This window comes from Nonomuraea maritima, assembly GCF_900100395.1.
Lineage (GTDB): Bacteria > Actinomycetota > Actinomycetes > Streptosporangiales > Streptosporangiaceae > Nonomuraea > Nonomuraea maritima.
Window position 1 is genome coordinate 14,250 of sequence record NZ_FNFB01000033.1, and the last position, 13,813, is coordinate 28,062.

13 protein-coding genes are annotated in these 13,813 nt (G+C 71.6%); 9 read left to right on the forward strand and 4 right to left on the reverse strand.

Features of this window, described 5'->3' with window-relative positions; translation table 11 throughout:
* Positions 1-229 precede the first annotated feature (229 nt).
* The 5 genes from BLR04_RS33585 (at position 230) to BLR04_RS33605 (ending at position 5,657) form a co-directional block, all read left to right on the forward strand.
* Positions 230-928, forward strand: coding sequence for a DUF969 domain-containing protein (locus tag BLR04_RS33585; protein ID WP_090772948.1), 699 nt, complete (start codon positions 230-232; stop codon positions 926-928).
* A complete protein-coding gene (locus BLR04_RS33590) occupies positions 925-1,893 on the forward strand; it encodes a DUF979 domain-containing protein (protein ID WP_090772950.1) in 969 nt (322 codons plus the stop codon). The genes BLR04_RS33585 and BLR04_RS33590 overlap by 4 nt, the downstream gene beginning before the upstream one ends.
* A 60-nt stretch (positions 1,894-1,953) precedes the next feature.
* A complete protein-coding gene (pcp, locus tag BLR04_RS33595; RefSeq protein WP_090772951.1) occupies positions 1,954-2,598 on the forward strand; it encodes a pyroglutamyl-peptidase I in 645 nt (214 codons plus the stop codon).
* Positions 2,582-3,601 carry a DUF2891 family protein gene (locus tag BLR04_RS33600; RefSeq protein ID WP_090772953.1) on the forward strand — a complete coding sequence of 340 codons (1,020 nt, stop codon included), beginning with the start codon at positions 2,582-2,584 and terminating at the stop codon, positions 3,599-3,601. Before pcp ends, BLR04_RS33600 begins: the two co-directional genes overlap by 17 nt.
* Before the next feature lie 193 nt (positions 3,602-3,794).
* Entirely contained in the window at positions 3,795-5,657 is a 1,863-nt protein-coding gene (locus BLR04_RS33605; RefSeq protein WP_143022331.1) for a CocE/NonD family hydrolase, read from the forward strand.
* Here the strand turns inward: BLR04_RS33605 and BLR04_RS33610 are convergent.
* A complete protein-coding gene (locus BLR04_RS33610) occupies positions 5,614-6,069 on the reverse strand; it encodes a hypothetical protein (protein ID WP_143022332.1) in 456 nt (151 codons plus the stop codon). The two genes, BLR04_RS33605 and BLR04_RS33610, sit on opposite strands and share 44 nt — an antisense overlap.
* A gap of 157 nt (positions 6,070-6,226) precedes the next feature.
* A complete protein-coding gene (locus BLR04_RS33615; protein ID WP_176903407.1) occupies positions 6,227-6,736 on the reverse strand; it encodes an RDD family protein in 510 nt (169 codons plus the stop codon).
* A 186-nt stretch (positions 6,737-6,922) separates the two neighbouring features.
* Here BLR04_RS33615 and BLR04_RS33620 point away from each other — a divergent pair, with 186 nt between their 5' ends.
* On the forward strand, positions 6,923-8,305 hold the full coding sequence (locus BLR04_RS33620; RefSeq protein ID WP_090772961.1) for an MFS transporter: 1,383 nt from the start codon (positions 6,923-6,925) through the stop codon (positions 8,303-8,305).
* Positions 8,306-8,314: 9 nt separating this feature from the next.
* On the opposite strand, the gene BLR04_RS33625 is transcribed toward BLR04_RS33620, so the two are convergent.
* Positions 8,315-9,793: a SulP family inorganic anion transporter gene (locus BLR04_RS33625; RefSeq protein WP_218129272.1), complete on the reverse strand. Its 1,479-nt coding sequence runs from the start codon at positions 9,791-9,793 to the stop codon at positions 8,315-8,317.
* Between the two features lie 273 nt (positions 9,794-10,066).
* Between BLR04_RS33625 and BLR04_RS33630 the strand changes: the two genes are divergently transcribed.
* Positions 10,067-10,465 (forward strand): MerR family transcriptional regulator, encoded by a 399-nt coding sequence (locus BLR04_RS33630; RefSeq protein ID WP_090773066.1) that lies wholly within the window; start codon positions 10,067-10,069, stop codon positions 10,463-10,465.
* 5 nt (positions 10,466-10,470) lie between these two features.
* Here the strand turns inward: BLR04_RS33630 and BLR04_RS33635 are convergent, their stop codons facing one another.
* Positions 10,471-11,925: a hypothetical protein gene (locus BLR04_RS33635; protein WP_090772965.1), complete on the reverse strand. Its 1,455-nt coding sequence runs from the start codon at positions 11,923-11,925 to the stop codon at positions 10,471-10,473.
* Between the two features lie 110 nt (positions 11,926-12,035).
* On the opposite strand from BLR04_RS33635, the gene BLR04_RS33640 reads away from it, so the two are divergent.
* Both BLR04_RS33640 and BLR04_RS33645 read left to right on the forward strand, forming a co-directional pair.
* Positions 12,036-13,160 carry a sensor histidine kinase gene (locus tag BLR04_RS33640; protein WP_245740822.1) on the forward strand — a complete coding sequence of 375 codons (1,125 nt, stop codon included), beginning with the start codon at positions 12,036-12,038 and terminating at the stop codon, positions 13,158-13,160.
* Positions 13,157-13,813: a response regulator transcription factor gene (locus BLR04_RS33645; protein ID WP_176903408.1), complete on the forward strand. Its 657-nt coding sequence runs from the start codon at positions 13,157-13,159 to the stop codon at positions 13,811-13,813. The genes BLR04_RS33640 and BLR04_RS33645 overlap by 4 nt, the downstream gene beginning before the upstream one ends.

Genomic DNA, 13,813 nt, shown 5'->3' on the forward strand with positions numbered 1-13,813 from the left:
GTGGCCGTCCAATCGCTCGTTCCAGGTGCTCGTTCGATGTGTCGTGGAGGAGCCGCAGGTGGTGCGGCCTGGGGAAGCGCGAGGTACGGGCAGAGGTGCACCGCCGCGTCTGATCTCACATGTTGACACATTGCACCCTTGTGGGGTTGTTGAACAATACCTTAACCTCTCGGGGAACTCCCCTCCACCCCATATGGGACGGGACACCAGTACCAAAAGGGACGTCCATATGATCGTTCTCCTTGGTGTTGCCGTGGTCATCCTCGGTTTCGCCCTGAAACAAAACCCGCTGCTGGTCGTGGCAGTGGCCGGTATCGTCACTGGTCTGCTGGGCGGTCTGTCGCCACAGCAGGTGATCGCGGCCTTCGGCGACGGCTTCGCCTCCAGCCGGTCGGTGACGATCTTCGTCATCACGCTGCCCGTGATCGGCCTCCTGGAGCGGTACGGCCTCCAGCAGCAGGCCCGCAACCTCATCGGCAAGCTCGCCGGCCTCACCACAGGACGCTTCCTCACGCTGTACCTCTTCATCCGGCAGATCACCGCCGCGCTCGGGCTCACCAACATCGGCGGCCCCGCGCAGTCGGTGCGGCCGCTGGTCGCGCCGATGGCCGAAGGCGCCGCCGAGCGCCGCTACGGGCCGCTGCCCGAGCGGGTCCGCGAGAAGATCAGGTCCTACTCCTCCAGCGCCGACACGGTCGGCCTGTTCTTCGGTGAGGACATCTTCATCGCCATCGGGTCGATCCTGCTCATCACCGGCTTCGTGAACACGACGTACGGCACCCACCTTGAGCCGCTGAGCCTGGCCATCTGGGCCATTCCGACCGCGATCTGCGCCTTCGTCATCCACGGCTACCGGATGGTGTCCCTGGACCGGTGGCTGGCCCGCGAGCTCGACGCGGCGGTCGCGAAGCGGGAGACGGTCAAGTGATCAAGTCCGAATGGTTCTACTGGCTGATCGGCGCCATCTTCCTGGTGATGGCCGTGCAGATGCTGCGCGACAGCACCAACCCCAAGCGGTACGGAACCGCCGCGTTCTGGGGACTGCTCGGCCTCGGCTTCATCTACGCGACCTGGGTCGTCCAGAAGCAGGCTCCCGCCGAGCCGCTCGGCGTCGCGGTGCTCGTCATGGCGGTACTCGGCGGCTTCGGGCTCACCGGCAAGGGCGAGCGGAGGACGACCACGTCCGAACAGCGGGACGAATCGGCCCGCAAGCTCGGCAGCAAGCTGTTCATCCCCGCCCTCACCATCCCCGTGGTGGCGGTGGTGTGCGCGACCGTGCTCAAGGGTCAGACCATCGGCGGCCAGGTGATCCTGGAGAAGGGCAGCGAGACCATTCTCGGGCTCGGCTTCGGCGCCGTCGCCGCCCTCGTCGTCGGCATGCTCATCCTGCGCGAGCGCCGCGTCGCGACCCCGATCAACGAGGGACGCTCGCTGCTGGAGGCGATGGGCTGGGCCATGCTGCTGCCGCAGATGCTCGCCACGCTCGGCAGCCTGTTCTCCACGGCCGGCGTCGGCGAGCAGGTCGGCAAGATCACCGCGAACGTGCTGCCGAGCGGGCAGACGTACGTCGCGGTCGCCGTCTACTGCATCGGCATGGCGGTGTTCACGTTCGTCATGGGCAACGCCTTCGCCGCGTTCCCCGTCATGACGGCGGCGATCGGCTGGCCGGTGCTGATCCAGGGCGCGGGCGGAGACCCGCACGTGGTGCTCGCCGTCGGCATGCTCGCCGGCTTCTGCGGCACCCTCACCACCCCGATGGCGGCCAACTTCAACATCGTCCCGGCCACCCTTCTGGAGCTGAAGGACCAGTACGGGCCGATCAAGGCGCAGATCCCGACGGCGATCCCGCTGCTCGCCTGCAACATCGTGATCATGTCGATCTTCGCCTTCTGAAGCACCTGCTGAGACGTCGTCGGCCCGGCCTCCCCGGCGTCGGCACACGAGAGGAAACCCATGACCAACGTGCTGCTCACCGGATTCGAGCCGTTCGACGGCTCCGGCGTCAACCCGTCGTGGCAGGCGGTCCAGCTCGCCGCGGCGACACCGCCGGACGGGGTGACGCTGACGACGGCGGTGCTGCCGGTCGTCTTCCACGACGCCATCGCGCAGCTCCGTACGGCCGTCGAGGAGTCCGGCGCCGAGGTCGTCGTGTGCGTCGGGCAGGCGGGCGGGAGGACGGGCATCACGGTCGAGCGCGTCGCCATCAACCTCGACGACGCCCGCATCCCCGACAACAAGGGCGCCCAGCCCGTGGACGAGCCCGTCGTCGCGGACGGCCCCGCCGCGTACTTCGCCACCCTCCCGGTGAAGGCGTGCGTGGCGGCCGTCCGCGACGCCGGCCTGCCCGCGTACGTCTCGCACACGGCGGGCACGTACCTCTGCAACCACCTCTTCTACGGGCTGATGCACCTCATCGCCACCGAGCGGCCGGAGGTGCGCGGCGGCTTCGTGCACGTCCCGTTCCTTCCCGAGCAGGTCACCGGCGGCGACCAGCCGTCGATGTCGGCGCAGTCGATCGCGGACGCGCTGACGGCCATCGTCTCGGCGGCGGTCACCACGACCACGGACCTGAAGGAGACCGGTGGCTCACTCCACTGATCCGTCGGTCGCGGACCTCGCGCCCCGGCTCGCCGCGCTGGCCCTGGAGAACGTGACACGGGAGTTCCCGAACGCCCCGCAGCACCTCGTCAGGGGAGCGGACGACACCGCGCTGCCGCGCGTCCACCACCCGGCCTTCTACGGTTCCTACGACTGGCACTCCGCGGTCCACATGCACTGGCTGCTCGTCCGGCTGCTGCGGCGCGACCGCGCCGGGATCGACGAGGCCGCCGTACGCGGGCTGCTCGACCGGCACCTGACGGCAGGGAACCTGGAGGCCGAGGCCCGCTACCTGCTGGCCAACCCCACGTTCGAACGCCCCTACGGCTGGGCCTGGCTGCTCGCGCTGGCCGCCGAGTGCGCCGCGGCCGGTGACGTCGGCGCTCGGTGGGCGGACGCGCTGCGCCCCGCGGTGGCGGCCGTCGCCGAGCTCGTCGAGCGGTGGCTGGCCAAGGCCACCTATCCCGTCCGCCACGGCGTCCACTCCAACAGCGCGTTCGCGCTGGGACTGATCCTGGACGCGGCCGGGCCCGCCGGGTGCGCGGACCTCGCCGACGCCGGCACCGAGGCCGCCCGGCGCTGGTTCGGCACCGACCGCGACTATCCGGCCGCCTGGGAGCCGTCCGGGCACGACTTCGTGTCGCCGGCCCTCACCGAGGCGGACCTCATGCGGCGGGTGCTGCCGGGCGAGGAGTTCCCGTCGTGGCTGGCGGGGTTCCTGCCGGGGCTCGCGCACGGCGAGCCGCAGGTCCTGCTGGAGCCGCCCGTCGTGTCCGACGCTCACGACCCGCACATCGGTCACCTGATCGGGCTCGCGCTCAGCCGCGCGGCGGCGCTGTCGTCCATCGCCGCCGCCCTCCCGGCGGACGACGCGCGCGTCCCGCTGCTCACCGCCGCGGCCGCCGCGCAGCGGCGCGCCGCCCTGCCTCAGGTGGTCGCCGGCGACTTCGTCAGCGACCACTGGCTCGCCACGTTCGCCGTCCTCGCCCTGGACGCCGCCTGATCGCGCCCCAAAGTCTGATTTTTAGTGATTTGTCGGACGTTGGGGCGCGATCTTGCAACGGACGTCCAATGACTCGTCCCAGGGGCCTACTTACGCTCCGTTTGACGAGGCGGTGGGCCTGCGCGCGCCCGCTTCGTCAGTCGTGAACGAGTGACGGAGGCGTTGCATGCGATTAGCACGGACCGTTTCGATCTTGGCGGCCACCGCGACGGTCGCGGCCCTGAGCGTGGGCCCGACCGCGGCGGCGGAGGCGCAAGCGCCGGGTATCGCGGTCGAAGGCGGCCTGACGCAGCCCGTGTTCTCCCACGACGAGGCGATCCAGGAGGTCGTCTACGTCGAGACCCCGATGGACAGCGACGGCGACGGGCACAACGACCTGATCGCCATGGACATCATCCGCCCGCGCGAGACCGGCACGGGGCTGAAGGTGCCCACCATCATGGAGGCGAGCCCGTACTACGGGCGCTCCTCCCAGCCGGCGCCCGACGCCACCCGCGGCTTCCCCGGCTGGTGGGACGAGTACTTCGTGCCGCGCGGTTACGCCATCGCGCAGGTCGAGATGCAGGGAACGGGCCGGTCGTTCGGCTGCCCGACCACCGGCGGCCCCGAGGACACCATCAGCATCAAGGCCGCGGTCGACTGGCTCAACGGCCGGGCACGCGGCTTCTACTCCGACGGCACGCCGGCCGCCGCCGACTGGAGCACCGGGAACGTCGGCATGCAGGGCGTCTCGTACGTCGGCACCCTGCCCAACGCCGTGGCCACGGAGGGCGTCGAGGGCCTGCGGACGGTCGTGCCGATCGCGGCGATCTCCAACTGGTACAGCTACGCCAACGACCAGGGCATCCCCTGGGCCGGCTGGGGCACCCGGTACACCGAGTACCTCGCGAACTACGTCTCGGTCGGGCGCAGCGCCCCCGGTTCGGTCTCGGCCCCGGCCTGCGCGGACCGCATCAAGGCGCTCGGTGACGAGGAGGAGGCCAGCGACAGCGACTTCACCCCGTTCTGGCAGGACCGCGACTACCTCCCGTCCGCGAACAAGATCAAGACGGCGAAGACGTCGGTGTTCATGGTGCACGGCATGACCGACTACAACGTCAAGACGATGCACTTCGCCAACCTCTGGTACGAGGTCGCCAAGCGGCAGATGCCGCGCAAGATCTGGATCCACCGCGGCGCCCACGCCAACCCCACCAGCTTCCGCAACGCCGAGTGGCAGAGCGTGATGCACCGGTGGATGGACCACTGGCTGTACGACATCGACAACGGCATCATGGACGAGCCGATGGCCGACATCCAGCGGCCCGACGGCTCGTGGGAGACGCACGCGAGCTGGCCGGAACCTGGCACCTCCGACGTGAAGCTGTCGCTCGGCCCGGCCGACGGCGGGGTCACCGGCACCCTGTCGCCCGACTCGTCCACGGGGAACCAGACGCAGAGCTTCGTCGACCAGGTCGAGTCCCAGGCACTCAAGGTCGGCGACCCGTCGCAGGCCCGCGCGGGCCGGCTGGCGTATGTCACCCCGCCGCTGACGCAGGACGTGCGGCTGTCGGGCACGCCGAGCGTCGAGGTCCGGATGACCACCGACAAGACCGGCGCGCTGCTGTCGGCGATGCTGGTCGACTACGGCGAGGGCCCGACCGTCACCGTGGCCGGCAAGGAGCCGCTGGAGTTGGTGCAGGAGCCGTGCCAGCCGGAGAACCTCGCCAACCTCACCGGGTGCGCCACCCCCATGGAGGTCACCACGGCCATCACGCCGGAACGGGTGCTCGCCTGGGGCCACGTGGATGTCCGCAACATGCCTGACCTGCGCCGCAGCGACGACCTCAAGCCCGGAAAGAAGTACCAGGTGCGCTGGAACACGCTGCCGTCCGAGCACGTCATCCCGGCGGGCCACCGCATCGGGCTGGTGCTGACCGGCAACTACAACGCCGACCCGAGCCAGACCCGCCCCGCCCGCGACGAGGCGTCGCTCGGCGGCCGGATCACCATCGACCTGAACGGCAGCCGCCTCAACCTGCCGGTCGTCGGCGGAACCAGCGGCCTGCGCTTCTGACACCCCGCCACCAGTGCGTGCCCCCGCCCCCCATCGGAGGCACGCACTGGTCAAGGGTGATCATCCGCAGCGTTCCCGTGGTGAGCAGGAGCATCTCTCCTGCTCCCGCGTCGCGCAGCGCGGTGAGCCGGCCGGCGGATCGCGACCGGTCCACGATCCGCCCGCCGGAGTCGAGACGGAAGAGCACGCCGTCCCGTCCCGCCAGAATGAATCCGCCGCCGCACCGGCCGATGCCGCTGACGCGCGTCCGGTCGATGTTCAGCGTGCTGAGAACCGATCCGCGCCGGGGGTCGACGGCGAGACAGCCGGAGCCGGCCTCCAGCGCGACCACGCCGGGCGTCGAGGCGGGGACACAGGCGCCATGCGTGAGGAACGTGTCCACGCGCCTCGACCCGAGGCGTAAGTCGACCACGTGCCCACCGGGACGTCCCAGCGGGGCGTGCCGTAACGGCGGTCGAGGCACACGAGCCGGGTGTGGCGTTCGTGGACGACGACGCAGTCCTCGCCGATCGCCGGCGCGCCGGCCGACGGCCTCTGGTGGAGCGGGCGCTCCCACCGTGTCGTCACGATCATGTGGTCGGGGTTCTCGGGACGACCCGGGTCGCTGTCAGTAGGTCGTACGGTGTGGCTCGGTCGCGGCGGGTCAGCAGGAGGACGACGTACGTCCCGGCCAGGGCGTACGTCGCGACGAGAAGGGCCATGCCACTGGCTGAGGTGTCGTCGGCCGTCAGCCGGGTCACCGCCATGTGCGCGCACTGCCACGGGAGCAGCTTCACGGCGTTGCGCAGGACGATCCGCGCCGCGCCCGGACGCTTCCCGCCAGTGGTGACGACGACGAGCCCGGCCCGTCGTTTGCCCCAGGTCGCCTGACGCGGCCCCGCCTCGCAGAGGGTCAGGTACGCCAGCACGGGGAGCACGCTCACCGCCGCGATCAGGACGTCGGGGTTGAGGGCGCCTGGCCGGTACAGCCCGGCCAGATACAGCGGGACGAACACCGCGGCCAGCGCCGCAAGCCAGGCCGCGATCAGGAGGTAGTCCCAGCCGGCGGCCACCAGTCTCGGGCGTAAGCGCTCACGCATCGGTTCCCCTTCCGCTCCCGGCGATGATCTCACCCGGTGGGAGCCGCCGTGCTGACCGAGTGAACGGATAAACTGCGTGCGACAGTGGCCGCACCCCCTCGGCCGGCGTGGACGACGACAGCCGACGGGGGAGTTCGCCTGTGAGACGCCTGACCGCCGCCTGCGACGTGCGGGTTCGCTGAGGCCATGCCCTGGCCGCCGAGCGAACGGCCCCGCCCGGCGCGGGTGCGGGAGCATCCGTACGCGCCCTGGCTGGCGGTGGCGGCGGTGTGCATCGGCGCGTTCATGGGGCAGCTCGACGCCAGCATCGTCACGCTGGTCTTCCCGGCGCTGCAGCGCGAGTTCCACGCGCCGCTGGCGGCGGTGCAGTGGGTGGCGCTGGCCTACCTGCTCACCATCGTGGCCCTGCTGGCCGGTGCGGGGCGGCTCGCCGACGTTTGGGGCCGCAAGCTGGTCTACCTGTCCGGGTTCGTGGTGTTCGCCGCGGCGTCGGCGATGTGCGGGTTCGCGCCGTCGCTGCCCGTCCTGGTGGCGTGCCGGGTGGTGCAGGCGGTGGGGGCCGCGATGTTGCAGGCCAACAGTGTGGCTCTGGTGGTGATGAGCGTCCCCCGGCATCGGCAGCGGGCCGCGCTGGGGGTCCAGGCGGCCGCGCAGTCGCTGGGTCTCGCCCTCGGGCCGCTGGTGGGCGGGGTGATCGTCTCGTTGGTCGGCTGGCGGTGGGTGTTCTGGATCAACGTGCCGGTCGGTGTGGTGGCCGTGCTCGCGGGCCACTACCTGCTGCCCCGCTCCCGCGAGCGGGCTCAGGGCGGGGGCTTCGACGTGGCCGGACTGGTCCTGCTGGCCTGCGCGGCCTCCGGCCTGCTCCTGGCCCTTTCCGCGGTGGCCGGCCTGCGATGGCCGCCATGGACGGTCGGGGTCCTGCTGGCCGCCGCCGTGGCGTCCGCGCTGCTGCTGCGCTGGAGGGAGGCGCGGGCGTCCGTGCCGTTGCTGCACCCGGCCATGACGAAGAACCCGGTCGTGGCGCGCGGGCTGGGCGGAGCGCTGTGCGGCTACCTGGTGCTGTTCGGGCCGCTGGTGCTCGTCCCGCAGGTGCTGCTCGCCGCCGGGCTGAGCGAGCCGCACGCCGGTCTGGTGCTCAGTGCGCTCCCTGCCGGGTTCGCGGTGACCGCGCTCACCAGTGATCTCGCCCTGCCGCGCCGGTGGGGCAACCGGCCGCGCTGCCTGACCGGCGCCCTGACGGCCGCCGCCGGTACGGGGCTGGCGGCGGTCGCGCCCACCGAGCCCCTCCCGCTGGCGGCCTGCCTCGCCGTCCTCGGCGCGGGACTCGGCATGTTCGTCCCGGCCAACAACGCGGCCGTCATGGCCGCCGTCCCGGCACGGGTGTCGGCGACCGCCGGCGGGCTGATCAACATGGCGCGGGGCATCGGCACCGCGCTGGGCATCACCACCGTCACCCTGGTGCTGTTCGCCGCGGGCGGCCCGGACGCCGCCGGGGCCCGCCTCACCCTCGCCGTGCTCGGGTGCGCGGCGCTCGCCGGCGCGCTGACCGCGATCGGGCGGGACACCTGATCGCCGTCGTCAGTGGCTGCCCGACAGCTCCCCTGACAGCGCGGCGTGCATGCGCGCGCTCGGTTGGTTGAGGCCGACGATCCGTACGGTCTTCCCACGGGCGGCGTACTTGGCCTCGACGGCGTCCAGGGCGGCGACGGAGGAGGCGTCCCAGATGTGGGCGTCGGTCAGGTCGACCACCACGTCGTCGGGGTCCTTGCCGTAGTCGAACTGGGAGACCAGGTCGTTGGTGGAGGCGAAGAACAGTTCGCCGGTGACCGCGTACACGACCTGCTTGCCGTCGGGATCGAGGCAGGCGGTCACCTGGGCGAGGTGGGCGACCCGGCGGGCGAAGATGACCAGGCCGGTCAGCGAGCCGACGACGACGCCGATGGCCAGGTTGTGGGTGGCGACCACGACGGCGACCGTGACGACCATGACGGTTGTCTCACCGGCGGGCAGGCGCCTGAGCGTGGCCGGGGCGATGGAGTGCCAGTCGAAGGTGCCGAACGAGACCAGGATCATGACGGCCACCAGCGCGGCCATCGGGATCTTGGACACGAGCGGCCCGAACACGATGCACAGCACCATGAGCATCACCCCGGCGGTGAAGGTGGACAGCCGGGTACGGGCGCCGTTCCTGACGTTGATCATGGTCTGGCCGATCATGGCGCAGCCGCCCATGCCGCCGAAGAAACCCGTGACGATGTTGGCGACGCCCTGCCCGATGGACTCGCGGGTCTTGGAGGAGCGGGTGTCGGTGATGTCGTCCACGAGCTTGGCGGTCATCAGCGACTCCATGAGCCCGACCAGCGCGAAGCCGAGCGCGTACGGGGCGATGAGGGTCAGCGTGTCGAGCGTGAACGGCACGTCAGGCAGACCGGGGACGGGCAGCGACGACGGCAGCGCGCCGCGGTCGCCGACGGTCGGGACTGCCAGGTGGGCGCCGATGGTGAGCGCGGTGAGCGCCACGATGGAGATCAGCGGGGCCGGGACCGCCTTCGTCAGCCGGGGCAGGAACACCATCAGCACGAGCGCCCCGCCGACCAGCGGGTAGACGAGCCACGGCACGTCGATCAGTTCGGGCACCTGCGCCATGAAGATCAGGATGGCCAGCGCGTTGACGAAGCCCACCATGACGCTGCGCGGCACGAAGCGCATCAGCTTGGCGACGCCCAGCGCGCCGAGCACGATCTGGATGAGACCACCGAGGATGACGGTGGCGACCAGGTAGCCGAAGCCGTACTCGCGGGCCAGCGGCGCGACGACGAGGGCGATGGCGCCGGTGGCGGCGGAGATCATCGCGGGACGGCCGCCGACGACGGCGATGACCACGGCCATCGTGAACGAGGCGAACAGCCCGACGCTCGGGTCGACCCCGGCGATGATCGAGAACGAGATCGCCTCGGGGATCAGGGCGAGGGCTACGACCAGCCCCGACAGGATCTCGGTGCGCGCCACCGAGGGCTTCAGCCAGGCGGGACGGCCGGGTCGCAGGTGGGCGGGCAGGGATGAGCTGGGCAACGAACGTCCTTCGTGATGAGCGGCCCTCGTGGGGACGGCGGTGGCCGAGGGCGGCAGCAGGCGAGATGCCGTGGCAGGTAGGGTGCGCCAGGGCAGCTGTCCGGTACATGCCGGACAGCCCAGACTTCGGTAACCCTACCCTAACGTTAGGGTAGAGATCCGGCGGGCCAGCCGAGCAGTGAGGTCGTGCAGACGATGGACGGATCAGAGTTCCCCTCCGCCGAGGGCGGCACCCCGGCGAGCGGCGACGGAGAGCACATGCACATCGGGCAGGTGGCGGCGCGCACCGAGCTGTCGCTGCGGACGATCCGGCACTACGACGAGGTGGGTCTGGTCCGCCCCTCCGCGCGCAGCCAGGGCGGCTTCCGCCTCTACACCGAGGCCGACGTGGCCCGGCTGATGGTGATCCGCCGGATGAAGCCGCTCGGCTTCACGCTCGACGAGATGGGCGAACTCCTCGCCGTCACCGACCGCCTGGACGAGACGGGCGAGACGCCCCTTCCCGCGGCCGAGCGCGAGCAGCTGCTGACGCGGCTGAGCCGCTTCGAACAGGCCACCCGCGAACGCTGCGAGGCCCTGCGCACCCAGCTGAGCCGAGCCGAGGAGTTCGCCGCCGACCTGCGCCGCCGCGCCGTGCAACTCACCGCCGACGACTGAAGCCGCTATCGCCAGTCAGTCTTCTCAGGCTGTCCACGACCGACGGCGATCAGCAGGCTGAGCACCGCGTACGCGCACAGCACGGTGAGCCCGGCCCACCAGGGCAGCGGGAAGTACCCGGCCGACGCCGCGTAGTGTGCCGTCACCTGCGGATACTCCACCAATGTCTGCTTCACCGCGAAGCCTGCGGCCGGCGTGAGCCGCAGCAGCCAGTCGGAGACCGCGTCGGGGAGCAGCGGCAACGCCGTGACGGCACAGGGCAGGGCGACCAGCGTCACCCCGACGAGCACCGCCGACCACCTCCGGCGCAGCGACACACCCAGCCCGTACGCGACGACGGCGCAGAGCGCGAGCACCGCCGCGAGGCCGAGGATCACCCGGGCGCCGGTCGGCACCGGCAGCGACGCCACCACGACGCCGTTGCCTCCCAGCCGCGCCAGGCCTGCCGCGAGGACGGTGCCCACCGCGACCAGACCTGTGGCGAAACCGGCCCCGGCGACGACGAGCGCCCGGGCGACGACCGATCGCCGGGACGCCGCCGCGCGGGTGCCGTGGCGTGCCGCGACGACGACCATGATGATCAGCGCGACCGGCAGGCCGGTCAGCAGGCTGTCGACGCCAGGCGTACCCTCCTCGCCGAGCGGCCCGATGTCGCCGGTGCCGCTGATCGTGATGACGCCGTCCTTCACCACGGCTCCCGACGCGTTGTGGTACTTCTCCCAGTCGGTGTGGTTCATCTCGCCGACGGGGTCGCTGTCCCACGTGCCGGTGGCGCCGCCCTCGACGGTGACGTTGTCGAAGACGCCGACGGCCTGGGTGAACCGGACCTCCGCGATGGCGCCGCGGAGCGTGAGGTCGCCGGGGGAGGCGGCGAAGAGGCCGACCTGCACGGTGTCCGGCAGCCCGTCGAGCGTCGCGCTCGCGACGGTGTGCCACCGCCTGCCGTCCGCGGACTCGAAGCCGGTGATCGTGTCGCCCGAGCGGGACAGGCGCAGCCAGCGGGGTGACCGCGCCGAGACGTCTCCGGCGACGTCGTTCCGGTAGTCGTGCTGGAAGCGGACGCCGTGGCTGCCGGTCATCATGAGTGCCGCGTACCGCGAGCCCTGTCGCATGCCGTCCTTGACGATGATCCCGGCTTTCGCCCACGGAACCAGCCCGGACACGATCCGGTCGTGTCTCGGCGGCGGATAGGTGATCGTCCCGGTCATCGAGGTCATCCGGACGGTGATGCTGCCCTCGCGGCCGAGGTCGCGATGCAGGAACCAGAACGTGTCACTGACGACGGAGCCGTCACCGGCGACGGGCGTGGCCGGACACGGACCCGGGCAGGACGCGTGGTTGTCGAGCGTGAGCAGCAGACCCGGCGCGATGACGGCGAGGGCCGCGGCGACCAGGGCGATCAGGCGCCCGGGGCGGCGGAACGCGGTCCATTCCCGCCGCAGGAGTTCGATGGTCGACATGCCGTCGGTTGTACGGATCGGAGAGTGACAGGGCCCGAACCGGCGCCGTCATGCTGTTGTTAGGTTGGCCAGGGCATGCTGGCGGCATGATGGGGCAGCGCGGTGGCACCGTGGGAGCACGCTTTACGATCTTGTACGCCGGGGTGTTCCTCCTGTCGGGTGTGGGCCTGCTGGGCCTGGCCTTCCTGCTCTCCGGCGGCGGCGTGAGCGACGTCGTCCCGGCTGGAGGCCTCCCTCACCAGGGCGGCGTGACCGCGGCGTACCAGCGCATCCAGGAGCTGGAGGGGCAACTGGCCGCGGTGCACGCGCAGCAGTCCCGCCAGCTGCTGGTCGGCTCGCTGCTGGCGCTGGTCGTGATGGCGGTCGTCTCGTTGCTGCTCGGCCGGGTGCTGGCCAGGCGCGTCCTGCGGCCGCTGCGGCTCATCGCGGCCGCCACCCGGAGCATCTCCGCCGACAGCCTGCATCGACGCCTGGCCGTCGCCGGCCCGGCGGACGAGGTGAAGGACCTCGCCGACACCATCGACGAGCTGCTCGGACGGCTCGACGCGTCCTTCACCGCGCAGCGGCGCTTCGTCGCCAACGCCTCCCATGAGCTGCGTACGCCGTTGGCGACGATGCGGGCATCGCTGGACGTCGCGGTCGCCAAGCCGGACCCGGCCGCCTCGACGGTGGCGCTCGCGGCCCGCCTGCGCCGGCAACTCGACCGGCTCGACCACCTGCTCGACGGGTTCCTCGTGCTGGCCCGGGCACAGCACGGCGCGCCCGCCGACGCCGCGCCGGTCGACCTCGGCGACCTCGTCGACATCGCACTGCGGGGAAGATCCGCGGACGTGCGGCGGAAGGGGCTGAGCGTGACGGTGGACGTGCCGCCGGCGACGACGACCGTGGGCAGCCCGGCGCTGCTGGCGCGGCTGGTGGGCAACGTCGTCGACAACGCCGTGACCCACAACGAGGACGGCGGCTGGATCGGGATCACCGGCTCCGCGGACGCACAGGAGACGGCGCTGATCGTCGAGACCGGCGGGGCCGTCCTCGACCAGCGGCAGGTCGACCGGCTGGTGCAGCCCTTCGAGCGGCTCGGCGGCGAACGTACCGGCTCCTCGGGTCTGGGCCTGTCGATCGTGGCGGCCGTGGCGGCCGCCCACGGCGGCCGGCTGGCCCTGCTCGCCCGGCCGGCGGGCGGCCTGCGCGTCTCGATCACCCTTCCGGCCGCGAAGGTGCCGGTGGGGGCGTGAGGGTCCTGGTGGTCGAGGACGACGACGCCCTGGCCGAGGTCGTCGCCGAAGGGCTACGCGACCAGGGAATGGCCGTCGACCTCGCCCATGACGGGCTCACCGCGGCCGCCAAGCTGGACCTCGCCCCGTATGACGTGGTGGTCCTGGACCGCGACCTGCCCGGCCTGCACGGCGACACCCTGTGCCAGATGATCACCGAGAGGGCGGGCCGGCCGATGGTGCTGATGCTGACCGCGGCCGGTGCGCCCGGCGACCGGGTCAGCGGATTGACCCTGGGCGCCGACGACTATCTCGGCAAGCCCTTCCACTTCCCCGAGCTGATCCTCCGGATCCGGGCGCTGGCCCGCCGCAAACCTGACGCGCGGCCCCGGACGCTGCAGGTGGCCGGGATCGTGCTGGACCCGGTGAGCCGCACCGCCGTCCGCGACGGGCGGCGACTCGACCTGTCGGTGAAGGAGTTCGCCGTGCTCGAAGCGCTGCTGCGGGCAAGCCCAGGCTTCCTGAGCGCGGAAACCCTGCTCGAACGGGTATGGGACGAGAACGCCGACAGCTTCACCAACACCGTCACGGTCACGGTGGGCCGGCTGCGGCGCAAACTCGGCGACCCGCCGGTCATCGAGACGGCGCGAGGAGTCGGCTACCGGATCGCGTGA

What these genes read in the sequence shown, in the direction of transcription:
- BLR04_RS33585 (WP_090772948.1), top strand. Translation starts at nt 230, where the DNA reads ATGATCGTTCTCCTTGGTGTTGCCGTGGTCATCCTCGGTTTCGCCCTG.
- pcp (WP_090772951.1), top strand. Translation starts at nt 1,954, where the DNA reads ATGACCAACGTGCTGCTCACCGGATTCGAGCCGTTCGACGGCTCCGGC.
- BLR04_RS33615 (WP_176903407.1), bottom strand. Translation starts at nt 6,736, where the DNA reads ATGCGTGAGCGCTTACGCCCGAGACTGGTGGCCGCCGGCTGGGACTAC.
- BLR04_RS33620 (WP_090772961.1), top strand. Translation starts at nt 6,923, where the DNA reads ATGCCCTGGCCGCCGAGCGAACGGCCCCGCCCGGCGCGGGTGCGGGAG.
- BLR04_RS33630 (WP_090773066.1), top strand. Translation starts at nt 10,067, where the DNA reads ATGCACATCGGGCAGGTGGCGGCGCGCACCGAGCTGTCGCTGCGGACG.
- BLR04_RS33635 (WP_090772965.1), bottom strand. Translation starts at nt 11,925, where the DNA reads ATGTCGACCATCGAACTCCTGCGGCGGGAATGGACCGCGTTCCGCCGC.